Origin of the sequence: Sphingobium sp. AntQ-1, from assembly GCF_028538045.1 — a bacterium.
Classification (GTDB): domain Bacteria; phylum Pseudomonadota; class Alphaproteobacteria; order Sphingomonadales; family Sphingomonadaceae; genus Sphingobium; species Sphingobium cupriresistens.
Genome location: NZ_CP117158.1, coordinates 3657145 through 3672006 on the forward strand (window position 1 = coordinate 3657145; position 14862 = coordinate 3672006).

Annotated in this window: 14 protein-coding genes and 1 pseudogene; 9 read left to right on the forward strand and 6 right to left on the reverse strand. The window is 64.1% G+C overall.

The window, feature by feature from the left end; all coding sequences use genetic code 11:
• The first annotated feature begins 14 nt into the window (after positions 1–14).
• The 8 genes from sphantq_RS18295 to sphantq_RS18330 all read left to right on the forward strand — a co-directional run bounded on the left by sphantq_RS18295 (position 15) and on the right by sphantq_RS18330 (position 7384).
• The gene (locus tag sphantq_RS18295) at positions 15–446 is read left to right on the forward strand and encodes a MucR family transcriptional regulator (RefSeq protein ID WP_066601775.1); all 432 of its coding nucleotides are present in this window, start codon (positions 15–17) and stop codon (positions 444–446) included.
• Positions 447–591: 145 nt separating this feature from the next.
• The gene (locus sphantq_RS18300) at positions 592–1014 is read left to right on the forward strand and encodes a Fur family transcriptional regulator (RefSeq protein WP_066601774.1); all 423 of its coding nucleotides are present in this window, start codon (positions 592–594) and stop codon (positions 1012–1014) included.
• 4 nt (positions 1015–1018) lie between these two features.
• Positions 1019–1789, forward strand: a complete 771-nt coding sequence (locus tag sphantq_RS18305) for a lysophospholipid acyltransferase family protein (protein WP_272799190.1) — start codon at positions 1019–1021, stop codon at positions 1787–1789.
• A gap of 8 nt (positions 1790–1797) precedes the next feature.
• On the forward strand, positions 1798–3162 hold the full coding sequence (gene miaB / locus sphantq_RS18310; RefSeq protein WP_272800259.1) for a tRNA (N6-isopentenyl adenosine(37)-C2)-methylthiotransferase MiaB: 1365 nt from the start codon (positions 1798–1800) through the stop codon (positions 3160–3162).
• Between the two features lie 121 nt (positions 3163–3283).
• Positions 3284–4288, forward strand: coding sequence for a PhoH family protein (locus sphantq_RS18315; protein WP_272800260.1), 1005 nt, complete (start codon positions 3284–3286; stop codon positions 4286–4288).
• Between the two features lie 62 nt (positions 4289–4350).
• Complete coding sequence (ybeY, locus tag sphantq_RS18320) at positions 4351–4863, forward strand: rRNA maturation RNase YbeY (protein WP_129926114.1); 513 nt, start codon at positions 4351–4353, stop codon at positions 4861–4863.
• Between the two features lie 8 nt (positions 4864–4871).
• A complete protein-coding gene (locus sphantq_RS18325) occupies positions 4872–5813 on the forward strand; it encodes a hemolysin family protein (RefSeq protein ID WP_066601763.1) in 942 nt (313 codons plus the stop codon).
• Positions 5814–5896: 83 nt separating this feature from the next.
• On the forward strand, positions 5897–7384 hold the full coding sequence (locus tag sphantq_RS18330) for a DUF2142 domain-containing protein (RefSeq protein WP_272799191.1): 1488 nt from the start codon (positions 5897–5899) through the stop codon (positions 7382–7384).
• A gap of 48 nt (positions 7385–7432) precedes the next feature.
• Here the strand turns inward: sphantq_RS18330 and sphantq_RS18335 are convergent.
• From sphantq_RS18335 to sphantq_RS18350, 4 genes and pseudogenes are all read right to left on the reverse strand, one after another.
• A pseudogene (locus sphantq_RS18335) lies at positions 7433–8020 on the reverse strand (phosphatase PAP2 family protein); the annotation flags it as partial.
• Entirely contained in the window at positions 7977–9371 is a 1395-nt protein-coding gene (gene lpdA, locus sphantq_RS18340) for a dihydrolipoyl dehydrogenase (protein ID WP_272799192.1), read from the reverse strand. The gene lpdA and the pseudogene sphantq_RS18335, both read right to left, overlap by 44 nt.
• 29 nt (positions 9372–9400) lie before the next feature.
• Positions 9401–9802, reverse strand: coding sequence for an acyl-CoA thioesterase (locus sphantq_RS18345; protein WP_066601756.1), 402 nt, complete (start codon positions 9800–9802; stop codon positions 9401–9403).
• Positions 9802–11109 carry a pyruvate dehydrogenase complex dihydrolipoamide acetyltransferase gene (locus sphantq_RS18350; RefSeq protein ID WP_066605231.1) on the reverse strand — a complete coding sequence of 436 codons (1308 nt, stop codon included), beginning with the start codon at positions 11107–11109 and terminating at the stop codon, positions 9802–9804. The genes sphantq_RS18345 and sphantq_RS18350 overlap by 1 nt, the downstream gene beginning before the upstream one ends.
• Positions 11110–11293: 184 nt before the next feature.
• Between sphantq_RS18350 and sphantq_RS18355 the strand changes: the two genes are divergently transcribed.
• Complete coding sequence (locus sphantq_RS18355) at positions 11294–11749, forward strand: universal stress protein (protein WP_066601754.1); 456 nt, start codon at positions 11294–11296, stop codon at positions 11747–11749.
• A gap of 15 nt (positions 11750–11764) precedes the next feature.
• Here the strand turns inward: sphantq_RS18355 and rnr are convergent, their stop codons facing one another.
• Together rnr and sphantq_RS18365 are read right to left on the reverse strand one after the other, a co-directional pair.
• Positions 11765–14122, reverse strand: coding sequence for a ribonuclease R (gene rnr, locus sphantq_RS18360; protein WP_272800261.1), 2358 nt, complete (start codon positions 14120–14122; stop codon positions 11765–11767).
• Between the two features lie 73 nt (positions 14123–14195).
• The gene (locus sphantq_RS18365) at positions 14196–14849 is read right to left on the reverse strand and encodes an MOSC domain-containing protein (protein WP_066605228.1); all 654 of its coding nucleotides are present in this window, start codon (positions 14847–14849) and stop codon (positions 14196–14198) included.
• Positions 14850–14862: the final 13 nt, after the last annotated feature.

Sequence of the window (14862 nt, forward strand, 5' to 3'; positions counted from 1 at the left end):
TAGGAAACAGGAAAATGGAAATCGAATCGGCCCAGAGCGAGTTGCTCATTACTTTGACTTCGGACATTGTGGCTGCCCATGTTTCGAACAACAGCGTCGCCGTCTCTGACGTGTCTACGCTGATCCAGAATGTTCATGCTGCGCTGTCGGGCCTGAGCCAGCCTGCGCCCACGCCTGAAGTCAAGCCGGAGCCGGCCGTTTCGGTCCGTTCGTCGATCAAGCCGGACTATATTATCTGTCTGGAAGACGGCAAGAAGCTGAAGATGCTCAAGCGCCACCTGATGACCCATTATCAGATGACGCCGGACGACTATCGCGCCAAGTGGGGCCTGCCCGCCGATTATCCGATGGTCGCCCCCAATTATGCCGAACAGCGCCGCAATCTTGCGAAGAAGATCGGCCTGGGCACCAAGCGCCGCCGGACGACCGCCGCGCGCGGCAAGTAATTCGTCTGGCTGATCCGTCAGCCTTATCGAAAAGCCGTCGAGGAAAGGGGCGCGTCGCCGACGCGCCCCTTTCCTGCATATGGAAAAGTCGCTAGGCTTGACCCAACCTGTCGCACCAAGCCATCAAGCCATTAAGCGAGCCTGCATGAACCGCAAAATCGATGTCGAAGCCCTGTGCCATGAAAAGGGACTGCGGATCACCGAACAGCGCCGGGTTATCGCCCAGGTGCTGAGCGATGCCACCGACCATCCCGATGTCGAGGAACTGCACCGCCGTTCCGCGGCGATCGATCCGGGCATCTCCATCGCCACGGTATACCGCACCGTTCGCCTGTTCGAAGAAGCCGGCATCCTGGACCGACATGATTTCGGCGATGGCCGCGCCCGGTACGAAGCCGCGCCGGAATCGCATCACGATCATCTGATCGACGTCGAGACGGGCAATGTCATCGAATTCGTCGATCCGGAACTGGAGCAGTTGCAGAAGCTGATCGCCGAGAAGCTGGGTTTCCGTCTGGTCGACCATCGCATGGAACTATACGGCGTCGCCCTCGACCGGAAGAACTGACCGGTTGAGCGGACTGCGCCGGACGATCCGCATAGCGGCATTGATCGCCAGCCTGCTCGCCTGCCTGATCCCGCATCTGCTCTGGCGCCTGGCGCGCCGCCCTTCGCCGTGGCCGCGCCGCTTCCTGGCGATGGCCGCGCGATCGGTCGGCGCGCGCGTGTGGAAGGACGGGAACCCCCATGACGGCGACATCTTCCTGCTCGCCAATCATGTCAGTTGGCTCGACATATTGGCGCTGGCCGGCGCGACCGGCGCAGCCTTCGTCGCGCATGACGGCATCGCCCGCTGGCCGGTGATCGGCTGGCTGGCGGCGCAGAATAATACATTGTTCGTCGCCCGCGAGCGGCGCGGCGCGCTGTCGGGCCAGATCGATGCGTTGCGCACAGCGATGCTGGGGCATCAGCCTGTGGCGCTCTTTCCCGAAGGCACGACGAGCGACGGCAGCGGCCTGCTGCCGTTCAAGCCGGCCTTGCTGGCCGTGTTGCTGCCCCCCCCGCGCGCAGTGATGATCCAGCCGGTGCACATCGATTATGGCGCGGCGACGGCGGAGATCGCCTGGCATGGCGAAGAACCGGTCGGGACAAATGCCATGCGCATATTGGGACGCAAGGGGACGCTGCCAGTCACGCTGCGCTTCCTGGAGCCTTTCGATCCCGCCGGATGCGCAGACCGGAAGGTCATCGCGGCAATGGCGCGCGAGCGGATCGCGCGCAGTATCGTCCAAAATGCGCCAGCGCATCAGCGCCCTTCCGCTTCGCCCCTGCCCCCTGTATAGCGGTTATGATGAATCGTAACGACGCCCCTCCAAAACTCGCCAAGACCGTTCCAGCGACTTTCCACGTCAAATCCTTCGGCTGCCAGATGAACGTCTATGATGGCGAGCGCATGGCCGAAATGCTGGGTACTCGCGGCATGACCGCCGCGGCGGAGGGGGCGGACGCCGATCTGGTCATCCTCAACACCTGCCACATCCGCGAAAAGGCGGTGGACAAGGTCTATTCCGATATCGGCCGCATGGTGCGTGAGGATGGCAGCCGCCCGATGATCGCCGTCGCCGGTTGCGTTGCGCAAGCCGAGGGTGGGGAAATCCAGCGCCGCGCGCGCACCGTCGACATCGTCGTCGGCCCGCAAGCCTATCACCGCCTGCCCGACCTGATCGACAAGGTCGGTCGCGGCGAGGCGGCGGTCGATACCGACATGCCGCTGGCGTCCAAATTCGGCGCCCTGCCCGCCCGCACCAAACAGGTCCGGCCGACCGCGTTCCTGACGATCATGGAAGGGTGCGACAAATTCTGCACCTATTGCGTCGTGCCCTATACCCGCGGCGCGGAAATCAGCCGGTCCTGGGATGCCATCCTGGACGAGGCCAAGGCGCTGGTCGATGGCGGCGTGCGCGAAATCACGCTGCTGGGCCAGAATGTGAACGCCTGGACCGGGGAGGACGACAAGGGGCGGATGCAGGGCATGGACGGGCTGGTCCGCGCCTTGGCGACAATCGACGACCTGAAACGCATCCGCTATACCACCAGCCATCCCAACGACATGAGCGACGGCCTGATCGCCGCCCATGGCGAGGTGGAGAAGCTGATGCCCTTCCTCCATCTGCCGGTGCAGTCGGGCAATGACCATATCCTCAAGGCGATGAACCGCAGCCATAGCGTGGATAGCTATTTGCGCATCATCGATCGCGTGCGGGCGGTGCGGCCCGACATTGCAGTGTCGGGCGACTTCATCGTCGGTTTCCCCGGTGAAACCGACGCCGAGTTCGAGGACACGCTCAGGATCGTGGATCAAGTGCGCTACGCCCAATGCTACAGCTTCAAATATAGCCCGCGGCCCGGCACGCCCGCCGCCGACATGGATCATCAGATATCCGCGGCGGTGATGGACGAGCGGCTCGCGCGGTTGCAGGCGGTGATCAACCGGCATCAGGTGGATTTCAACACCGCCACTGTCGGTCGCAGCACCGAGATTTTGTTGGAGCGCAAGGGCCGCAACCCCGGCCAGTTGATCGGCAAAACGCCCTGGCTCCAGTCCGTCCATGTCACCGTGCCCGACCTTTCCATCGGCGACATGGTCGACGTCGACATCATCAGCGCCGGCCCGAATAGTCTGGCCGGCGAACCCAGCAGGAGGCAGGCCGCTTGAACCAAAAAACCGTCGTTCCGGCATATGCAGGAACCCCTCTCCGCCCGTGTCCACCCGGATCGAACGGCGGAAGATGGATACTCGCGTTAGCGAGCATGACGGATGGGAAAAGGGGCTGACCGTGGGTAAGAAACCGAACCAACATCATCGCGAGCCCATCGCCGAAAAAGCGCGGCTGGAAGTCACTTTCGAAAAGCCGCATCTGCTCGGCACCTTGTTCGGTCAATATGACCGCAATCTGGTGGCGATCGAAAACCGGCTGGGCGTCTATATCGCCGCGCGCGGCAACAAGTTGCAGATCGAGGGCGAGGCCGAAGCCGCCGCCCGCGCCCGCGACGTGATGACGGGCCTCTACAATCGCATTGTCGCTGGTCAGGAAATCGACACAGGCGCGGTCGAAGCGGTGATCGCCATGTCGTCCGAACCCACGCTGGACGGCATCATCCGTACCGACGTCGCCGAACCGCCCAAGGTGATGATCCGCACGCGCAAGAAGACGATCGTGCCGCGCAGCGCTACGCAGGTCACCTATATGGAGGCGCTCAATCGCAACGACATCATCTTCGCGCTTGGCCCGGCAGGCACCGGCAAGACCTATCTGGCGGTGGCGCAGGCGGTCAGCCAGCTTATCACCGGCAGCGTCGATCGGCTGATTCTGTCGCGTCCCGCGGTGGAAGCGGGCGAGAAACTGGGCTTCCTGCCCGGCGACATGAAGGAGAAGGTCGATCCCTATCTCCGCCCGATCTATGACGCGCTACACGACACGCTGCCGGCCGAGCAGGTCGAACGGCGGATCGCGAGCGGTGAGATTGAGATTGCGCCGCTGGCCTTCATGCGCGGGCGGACGTTGGCCAACGCCTTCATCGTGCTGGACGAGGCGCAGAACACCACCATCGCCCAGATGAAGATGTTCCTGACCCGCTTTGGCGAGGGCAGCCGCATGGTGATCTGCGGCGATCCAAAGCAGGTCGACCTGCCGCAGCCGGGCACGTCGGGCCTGGCGGACGCGGTCGCGCGGTTGCAGGGCGTCGAGGGGATCGCCATGGTGCCGTTCGGCATTGCCGACGTCGTGCGGCATCCGGTGGTCGGCCGCATCGTAGAGGCCTATGAGGGGCCGGATGCGTAATAGAATAGAACCGTTCGCACTGAGCGAAGTCGAAGTGCGAACGGGGTCGAGGAATTGTTTGCATGATTGAAGTCGCCGTCCTGCATGAAGAGGGCTGGCCCGGTGTCGATTGGGACTATCTGGCCCAACGCGCCGTGGCCGCCGCCATCGCGCACAGCCCCTATGCCGCCTTCGCCAGCGACGAGGCGCTTTATGAAATCGCGGTTAAGCTGACCAGCGACGAAGAGGTGCATCAGCTCAACCGCGCCTATCGCGATAAGGACAAGCCGACCAATGTCCTGTCCTTTCCGATGGTGCAGGACGACCTGCTGGAGGTAACCGCCAATACCGACGATGGCGAAGTGCTGCTGGGCGATATCGTACTGGCCGAAGGGGTCTGCATCGCCGAAGCGTCGGAAAAAGGCATATCGGTGGCCGATCATGCCACGCATCTGATCGTCCATGGGACTTTTCATTTGCTTGGATATGACCATATGGACGACAATGAGGCCGAAGCAATGGAAGCGCTGGAGATTGCAGCGCTTGTCAGTATGGGCCTTGCCGATCCCTATGGGGACCGAACAACTGGGGAATAAAGACTATCATGGCAGACGGCAGTCCGAAGGACGGCACCGCTTCGAAAGAAGGGGACAGTAGCAACGAGGGCGGATTATGGAGCGGCATCAAGTCGCTCCTGTTCGGCGAGGGTGAGGAAACCAGTCTCCGCAAGGAGTTGGAAGAGGCGCTCGACGAATATGACGAGGACGAGCAGGACGAGAATAGCGCCGCGCCGGCCAAGGGCGACCTGTCGGCGATCGAGCGCCAGATGGTGCGCAACCTGCTCCATTTTTCCGAACATACTGTCGACGATGTCGCCGTGCCGCGCGCGGACATCGTGGCGATCGAGGAGAAAGCCAGCTTCGCCGAGCTTGCCGCGCTGTTTGCCGAGGCGGGACATAGCCGCGTGCCGGTCTATCGCGGGACGCTCGACACCATCGTCGGCATGATCCACATTCGCGACGCTTTCGCGATTCTGGCCGGCAAGTCGCCCGTCCCGCAGACGCTGGAACCGCTGATACGCCAGCCGCTCTATGTGCCCGAAAGCATGGGGGCGCTTGACCTGCTCGCCGAAATGCGCGCCAAGCGAACCCATCTCGCCATCGTGCTGGACGAATATTCGGGCACCGAAGGGCTGCTGACCTTCGAGGATCTGGTCGAGGAAATCGTCGGCGACGTCGAGGACGAGCATGACGATGCGCCCGAAGCGATGCTTGTGCCGCTGGACGGCGGCCTGTGGGAAGCCGATGCGCGCGCCGAACTGGACGATGTCGCCGAGGAGATTGACGAGAGACTGGGCAACGTCGAGGAGGATGTCGATACGCTGGGTGGACTGGCCTTCGTCCTGGCCGGGCGCGTGCCGGAACCCGGCGAGATCATCGACCATGGGCCGAGCGGCTGGAAGCTGGAAATCGTCGCAAGCGACGGCCGCCGCGTGACCCGCTTGCGGCTGCATCCTCCAGTCGAGCGGGAAGAGGCGGAGGCGTAAAAGCCCTCCGCGTCACCATTATCTTGCCAGCAATAAAGGGTTACGGTCGCGAAATGTTAAGCTGCGCCGGATAGGGTGCGGCCATGCGGAATGATCGGAGCAGATTTGCCGGCGCGACCAATAGTGACATGCTGTTAGCGGCGCCATGGACGATGATCGAAACGCTGCTGCTTACTGCCGTGTGCGTCGGCACCTTTTTCTTCGCCATCATCACGCCGCCCTTCCAGGCGCCGGATGAAAACCAGCATTATATGAAGGCGCTGGCGCTGGCGCGGGGGCATGTGCTGACCGAACAGCGCGGCGAGGCGATCGGCGTAGCGTTGCCGCGGGCGGCGCTGGATATCCATGCCGTGGATTTTCCGACCGATGTGCCGCCAGCGCCGCGACGCTTCGACCGGGCGCAGATCGTCGCCAGCGCGGCCGCCGACGCCGGCCGTCCGGGCGCTGCCTTCGCCGACTTCCCGAATGTCGCCAGCTACGCGCCGAGCCTCTATGCGCCGGGCGCGGTGGGGCTGACGCTGGGGCGGGCGCTGGACCTGCCCTGGATCGGCGCCTTCTATGTCGGGCGGCTGGTCAATGCGCTGACCGGGCTGGCGCTGCTGATCGCGGCGCTGCGTCTGCTGCCCTTCGGCCGCAACGCCTTGCTTGCCACCGCCTTGCTGCCGACCTTCGCCTATCAGACCGGATCGCTGTCACCCGATGCGGTCATCAACGGTCTTGGCTTTCTGGGCCTGGCGCTTGCGCTGCGCACCGGGTTCATGGGCGGAGCGCATAGGCGATCGGCGGCTTTGCTGGTGACGGGGCCGCTGCTGGCGCTGTGCAAGGGTGTCTATCTGCCCATCATGGCGGCGGGGCTGCGTTGGCCGCAGGATCGCCGCGACCTGCGCGCCGGGCTAATTCTGGGGGCGATGGCACTGGGCGCGATCGTCTTTATCGGCTGGATGCACTATTCGGGCGGAAGCCAGGCGCTCTATCATATCCAGTCGCGCAAGACGGGCGAGACGATGATGACCGCGCCGTTGCGCGACCAGCTTGCCATCCTGCTGCATGACCCGGTCGGTTATGGGCGCATCCTCGTCAGCAGCGTGGTTGAGCGCGCGCCGGTCTATGCGCTGCAAATCGTTGGGCGTTTCGGCTGGAACGCCATCCTTTTGCCGCTAGTCGCCTATCCGCTGGGGTTGCTGATGCTGGGCGCGGGCATCGCCAATGGCAACGGTGCGCGCTTCGGCATCGGCCAGCGACTCTGGTGGCTGGCGGTGGCCGCGGGCGTCGCGCTGCTGATCGAAACGGCCATGTATCTGACCGGGACGCCGCTGGGCGCCGACTATATCCAGGGGACGCAGGGGCGCTATTTCCTGCCGCTGCTGCCGCTGGTGCTGATCGCCCTGTCGCCCGATGGCGCCGCGCGCGGTGCGCAACGGATATTCGCCGTCACGGCGATCATGCTATTGCTGATCGCCGCGGCGACAGCCTTCGACAGTTTCTGGGTGCATGGCTTCATCACCAGCGACGGGATGCCGCCGCACAGCAGCATGGCCCGCGCCCTGCTGCTCCCCTCCCCGCGCTGGTAGCCAGACGCGACATAAAGCGAGCCAGCCCAGCCCTTCGATCCAGCCCGCGGTAACATCGCTGGGCCAATGGACGCCGAGCCAGACGCGGCTGACGCCGATCATCGCGATGATGGCAGCAGCGACGCCATAACCGGCGCGCGACCCCGCCAGCATCGCGATAGCGCCGAAGAACATCATGTTTCCTGCCGCATGGCCGCTGGGAAAACTATAGGTGTGGACGATGTCGAGATGGGGAAGCAGGTCGGGCCGCGGCGCGGCGAAAATCTGTTTCAGGCCAAGGTTGAGCAGCGTCCCGCCGGCGATCGTCAAGGCCAGCCATTGCGCCGCGCGCCACCGCCCGAACCATAACAATGGCAGCAGCGCCACAGCCAGCAACGCCATACGCCCTGCCGTTCCGCCGACCGCCGATGCCAGCCGCATGACCATGGTGACCGGGCCGCCTGTCGCCGTTTCCCGCGCCTGGCCGGCCGCGGTCATCAGCCCGACATTCACACCGTCGAGCCACCCTGCCCTTTGCGCCAGCGCGATCAGCAGCACGCAAAAAAGCGCGAGAGCTAAAGCCCCCGCGCCTTTCAGCATCGCTATGCGCCGATCAGATATGGAGCGCACGGCCATAAGCCGCCAGCACGCTTTCATGCATCGATTCCGAAATGGTCGGATGCGGGAACACGGTGTGCATCAGTTCCGCCTCGGTCGTCTCAAGGGTCTTGCCGATGGTATAGCCCTGGATCATCTCGGTAACTTCCGCGCCGATCATATGCGCGCCCAGCAATTCGCCGGTCTTGGCGTCGAATATGGTCTTGGTGAAGCCTTCCGCCTCGCCCAGCGCGATCGCCTTGCCATTGCCGATGAAGGGGAACATGCCGACCTTCACCTCGTAACCAGCTTCCTTCGCCTTGGCTTCGGTCAGGCCGACGCTGGCGATTTGAGGGTGGCAGTAGGTGCAGCCCGGAATGTTGCGCACGTCCATGGCATGGGGATGTTTGCCGGCGATGGCTTCGGCCACGATCACGCCTTCATGGCTGGCCTTGTGGGCCAGCCATGGCGGCGCGGTGACATCGCCGATCGCCCAAATGCCATCGACATTGGTCTTGCAGGTGGGGTCGGTGACGATATGGCCGCGCTCGGCCTTGATGCCCAATTCCTCCAGGCCGATATTCTCGGTGTTGGGGACGATGCCGACAGCAACGATGACATGGCTGTAATCGCCATGGACCACCTTGCCGTCCTTGCCCTTGATCGCGGCCTTCACGCCGTTCGCGCCGACTTCCAGCGTCTCGACGCCCGCGCCGGTCATGATGGTCATGCCCTGCTTCTTGAGCGCCTTTTCGAGAAAGGCGGAGACATCGGCATCCTCGACGGGAACGATCCGGTCCATCATTTCGACCACGGTCACGTCCGCGCCCATGTCGTTATAGAAGCTGGCAAATTCGATGCCGATCGCGCCCGACCCGATGACGAGCAGCTTGGTCGGCATTTCCGCCGGGGTCATGGCATGGCGATAGGTCCACACACGCTTGCCGTCCGCCTTGGCGAAGGGCAGGTCGCGGGCGCGGGCGCCGGTGGCGACAATGATGTTCTTGGCGGTCAGTTCTTCGGTCTTGCCGTCCTTGGTGACGGACAGCTTGCCTTTGCCCAGCAGCTTGCCGTCGCCCATATGAACGGCGATCTTGTTCTTCTTCATCAGATGCGTGACGCCCTGATTAAGTTGCTTAGCGACGCCGCGCGAGCGCTTCACCACCGCTTCGATGTCGGCCGTGATATTGTCCGCCGCCAGGCCATAATCCTTGGCATGCTGCATATAATGAAAGATTTCGGCAGACCGCAGCAGCGCCTTGGTCGGGATGCAGCCCCAGTTGAGGCAAATGCCGCCCAGATTTTCGCGCTCGACGATCGCGGTCTTGAGCCCCAATTGGGCGCTGCGGATGGCGGCGACATAGCCGCCGGGGCCGGAGCCCAGAACGATGACATCGTAATTCTCAGCCATTGTCAGTCTCGCTTATTGTCTTGATAAAGTCACACGCCCGGCAGGGGCGGCACGGAACGGGGCTGGCGATCCTCACCGATCGCCACGAAGCTGAAGGTCGCGTGGGTCACGCGGTAGGACCGGTCGTCATGCCGGGCGCGCCGCCAGGCTTCGACATAGATTTTCATCGACGTACGCCCGACGGATTTGAGCGTGGCGAATACCGACACCTCATCCCCGACCACGACGGGACGCAGGAAGGTCATCCCTTCCACCGCGATCGTCACGGCGCGACCATGGCTGTGCCGGGCGGCGACGGAACCCGCCGCCGAATCCATCAGACTCATCAACCAGCCGCCGAAAATATCCCCATAGGGATTGGTATCGGTCGGCATGGCGATGACACGCACCGCCGGACTGATATCCGGCGGGGTTTCGTCGACATAGGCCATCAGGCCAGCATACCGATCGGGTTTTCGACCAGTTCCTTGAAGGCCTTCATCAGGCGTGCGCCATCGGCGCCGTCGATCGCGCGATGGTCGAAGCTGCCGGTCGCCGACATGACGGTCGCAATCTGAAGCGAGTCATCGACGATATACGGACGCTTTTCACCCGCGCCGATCGCCATGATCATGGCCTGGGGCGGGTTAATGACGGCTTCGAACTGCTTGATGCCGAACATGCCCATGTTGGACAGCGACGCGGTGCCGCCCTGATATTCTTCGGGCTTCAGTTTGCCGTCCTTGGCGCGGCTGGCCAGATCCTTCATCGCGTTGGAAATGGCGGCGACGCCCTTGCCGCCCGCGTCCGTGATGATCGGGGTAATGAGGCCACCGGGGATCGACACGGCCACGCTAACGTCGGCACGCTTGAACTGGAGCATCTGGTCGCCGGCGAACTGCACGTTGCACTCAGGCACCTGCTCCAGAGCGACGCCCAGCGCCTTGATGAGCAGGTCGTTGACCGACAGCTTGACCTTGCGGCTTTCCAGACCAGCATTGAGTTCGCCGCGCAGTTTGAGCAGCTTGTCGAGCTGAATATCGACGGTCAGGTAGATGTGCGGCACCTGCTGCTTGGATTCGGTCAGGCGGCGCGCGATCGTCTTGCGCATACCGCTGAGCTTGACGACTTCGTGCGGGATGCCGAAATCCTGCGCGGCGGCAGCGACCGGGGCGGGCGCAGGAGCCGCGGCAGCAGGCGCGGGGGCAGCGCTCGGCGCGACTGCACCGGGCTGGGCACCTTCGATATCCGCCTTGACGATGCGGCCGTTAGTGCCCGATCCAGTGATGCTGGCCAGATCGATGCCCTTCTCTTCCGCCAGGCGGCGCGCCAACGGGCTGACCTTCACGCGGTCGTCCGATGCGACCGAAGGCTTGGCCGCCGCGGCCGCCGCCTTGGGCGCGGTATCCGCCTTGGGAGCCGATGCGGTGTCTGCCTTGGCGGGGACAGGGTCCGCCTTGGGCGCGGGAGCGGCGTCCGCCTTGGCGCCGCCAGCGGCGACGGTCGCGGCGTCTTCACCCTCTTCGGCGATGATGGCGATGACGGTGCCGACCTTCACGCCTTCGGCCCCTTCGGCGATCAGTATCTTGGCGATCACGCCTTCATCGACCGCTTCGAATTCCATCGTCGCCTTGTCGGTTTCGATCTCCGCCAGCAGATCGCCGGACGATACCGTGTCGCCCTCCTTGACCAGCCATTTGGCCAGCGTCCCTTCCTCCATGGTCGGGGACAATGCGGGCATCTGGATCGTCTTACTCATGCTTTCGGGCCTCTTCTTGGCTTTACGGCTTTGGTCATTTTGATGCCCGTTTTCACCCATTCGCCGGATCGGTCAAGCGACGCCTTGTCAGAGGGGCTTTTATCCCCCACATTTCACCATTATGGTTAGTCGGGCGCTTTGACCGACTACTCACGCCATAAATTACATGCAGGGGCGATAAGAAGTGCGGACATATCTGGTTGTTGTGGACGAATCGCCTGAGGCGGAAACCGCCTTGCGCTTCGCCGCGCGGCGCGCAGCCAAGACCGGCGGCGCGGTCCGCATCCTGGCGTTAATCCCCCCGGCCGAGTTCGTGCAGTGGGGCGGCGTCCAAGCCACGATGGAAGACGAAGCGCTGCAACGCGCCGAGGCGCTGGTGACGAGCGCGGCCGGCACGCTGACCAATGAATCAGGCATCCGTCCCAGCATTACCGTGAGACAGGGTGAGGCGGTCGCTGTCGTGCGCGGCACGCTGGAGGAAATGGACGATGTCGCGGCGCTGGTGCTGGGCGCTGCCGCCAGCGGGAATCCTGGCAAGCTGGTGACGCATTTTGCAGGCGCGGATGCAGGCAAGCTGCCCTGCCCGCTCATGATCATTCCAGGCGGACTGGACAGCGAGGCGATCGACCGGCTGAGTTGATTTTCCGTCGACGTTTTACCGCTTATGCTTGCCGCGCTTTGCGCCCTGGTGGCGGATATTGATCGGGCGACCGCGGTGGGCGCCGGGCCGGGTGCGATCACGCTTCATCGGGCCGCTGCGGGGCGCGGGATTGTCGGGCAGTTCAAAGCGTAGCGAGCCGTTGATCGGATCGGCTTCCGCCAATCGCAGTTCCAGCCGCTGGCCGACCGTGTAGCGATCGCCGCTTTCGACGCCCTGCAAGGCCTTGCCCGCTTCGTCATAAAAGAAATGTTCGGCGCCCATGGTGGACACCGGCACCAGTCCGTCGCCGCCCAGCCCGTCGACCGTGGCGAAGAAGCCGAAATTCTGGACCCCGGTGATGCGCGCCTTGACGATTTCGCCGACATGGGCGGACAGGAAGGCAGCAACATAGCGATCGACGGTCTCACGCTCCGCCTCCATCGCGCGGCGTTCATGGCCGGAGATGAGTTCGCCGACCCGGCCCATATTCTCGTAATCGTCCTGGCTGAGCGCGGTGCGATCCGGGATCGTCTCGCCCTTTTGCGCGGGCAGTTCCAGGCTGTAGGCGCCGACCAGGGCGCGATGGACCAGCAGGTCCGCATAGCGGCGGATGGGCGAGGTAAAATGGGCGTAGCTGCCCAGCGCGAGGCCGAAATGGCCCATATTTTGCGGGCTGTAATAAGCCTGGGTCTGGCTGCGCAGGATCTGGACCATGATCTGCTCCTTCTCCTCCGACTCCGCGATTTTGCGGATCAGCGCGTTGAAGGTCGATGGGCGGATGACCTGACCAAGCGCGAAATCCATGTCGAAGGTGGCGAGATAGTCTTTGAGCGCGACCAGTTTTTCGCGGCCCGGCGCTTCATGCACGCGGTACATGACGGGGGCCTTCTTCGCCTCCAGCGCCTTGGCCGCCGCGACGTTCGCCGCGATCATATAATCCTCGATCAGCATATGGGCGTCGAGCCGTTCGCGCACCGCGACGCTGACGATCTTGCCATGCTCGTCCAGCACCACGCGGCGTTCGGGCAGGTCGAGCGCCAGCGGATCGCGTGCGTCCCGCGCCTTGCGCAGCAACGACCAGCAGGCCCAGAGCGGCTGGAGGGCAACGTCCAGAAGCGCATCCGCTTGTTTGCGCGAAGGCGTCGGCGTTGCGTCGTCTTCCGCGCCGTCGATCGCGGCCTGCGCATCTTCATAGGCCAGCACCGCCGCGACACGGATCACGGCGCGGGTAAAGCGCCAGGCGGTGACCTTTCCGTTCGCATTGATGGTGAGATGGCAGGCCATCGCCGCCCGGTCCTGCCCGGCACGCAGCGAACACATGTCGGACGACAGGTCGTGGGGGAGCATCGGCACGACCTGGTCGGGAAAATAGACGCTGTTGCCGCGCTTGCGCGCTTCCTTGTCCAGCGCGCTGCCGGGCCGGACATAATAGCTGACATCGGCGATGGCCACGATCGCCTTATAGCCGCCGGCATTGGCGTCATCGTCATCCGGGATCGCCCATACCGCATCGTCATGGTCGCGAGCGTCCGACGGATCGATCGCCACGATCGGCAGATGGCGCAGATCCTCGCGCTTGTCCTCATGCAATGGCAGGGCGGAGGCGGTGATCGCTTCCTCCTCCACCCGCTCCGGGAAGACATGGGGGATGCCATGCTTGTGGATCGCGATCAGGCTGAAGCTGCGCGGGGCGAAGGGGTCGCCGAGAATGTCGGTGACGCGGGCGGCGATGCGCGGCGGGCGGCCATGGGGTTCGGCCAGCACCAGGTCGCCGGGCTTGGCGTTGCCGACGTCGCTGATCGGCGTATCCTTGCGGATGCGCTTGTCGACCGGGCGGAGCCACAGCTTGCCGTCGGCCATCACCTCCACCACGCCCAGCAATTCCTCGCTGGCCTTGGCGAGCTTCTTCATGACGTGCGCGACATAGCCGCGCCCGGCTTCCTCGGAGCGGGCGAGGATGCGGTCGTCGATGGTCAAGGCGCCGCGTTTGCCGCGTTCCAGCACGCGCAGGCGGGGCGCGGGCTGGCCTTCGGCTTCCCACCGTTCGGGGGTGGCGATCAGGGTCGTGTCATCGACATCGACGATGCGCAGCACCGTGACCTTGGGCACGCCGCCCATCTTGTGGAAGGCGCGAGCGGGGCCAAGGTCGATCAACCCTTCATCGGCCATATCCTTGAGCAACGCCTTGAGCGCGATCTTTTCCTGCCCCTTGAGGCCGAACGCCTTGGCGATCTCGCGCTTGCCGGCGGGTTGGTCGGAACTGGTGATGAAGTCCATCACCGCGTCGCGGGTCGGGAAGCCGGCGGGCCGGACCTTGGTGCGCACCGGGGCGCGAGGGGGGGCGGATGCTTTGTTCTTGGGGGTCGATGCCATGGACCAGTTATAGGCAGGCGCCACGCCCGACGCCAGCGCTATGGCAGGCCATACAGGCGCAATGTCAGCATTCCTACGCCGCCAGTTTGCGCGCTCTCTCCCGCCAGGCTTCCGCCAGCAGCGGCATGTTCGCCAGCGCGCGGACGGCGTCGGGCTCGTTTCGGTGGCCGCCGGCGATCAATAATTGGAATATCCGCGCGATGCTCCAGCCGGGCAAGGGGCGTTCGAGCAATTCCATGCGCGTGCCGGATGCCGCCTCCCCCTGCCGGATGACGCGGAAATACAGACCGCTGCGGGCGGTTTTGACGATCGTCGCCATAACGTCGCGCGCGCCGAAGCGATGATCGAGCTTCCAGCAAGGCTGGCGGCCATGGCTGACCTCCACCACCGCGCTGCCCAGCGAGAAACGATCGCCCAGGAAAATATCCGCCTCCGTCATCCCGCGCGAGGCGATATTTTCGCCGAATGCGCCGGGCGCATCAAGCAGCGGCTGGTCGGGCTTGCGGTCCCGCCACCAGCCATAATGATCCTGCGGGTAGAGATGGATCGCCTTGTCCCAGCCGCCATGATGGATGGGGTCGGCCACCGCGTCATGTTCGAACCCGTCCCATGTGACACGGACGGGGCCGGTAACCGGTCGTTTGGCGATGGCGCTGTAATCGCCGTTACGAAAGGGCGCTGGCGTGCCGACCAGCAGCGCGTCGATGGTCATGAAGGGCGTCGTCATGTCGACCCTCATG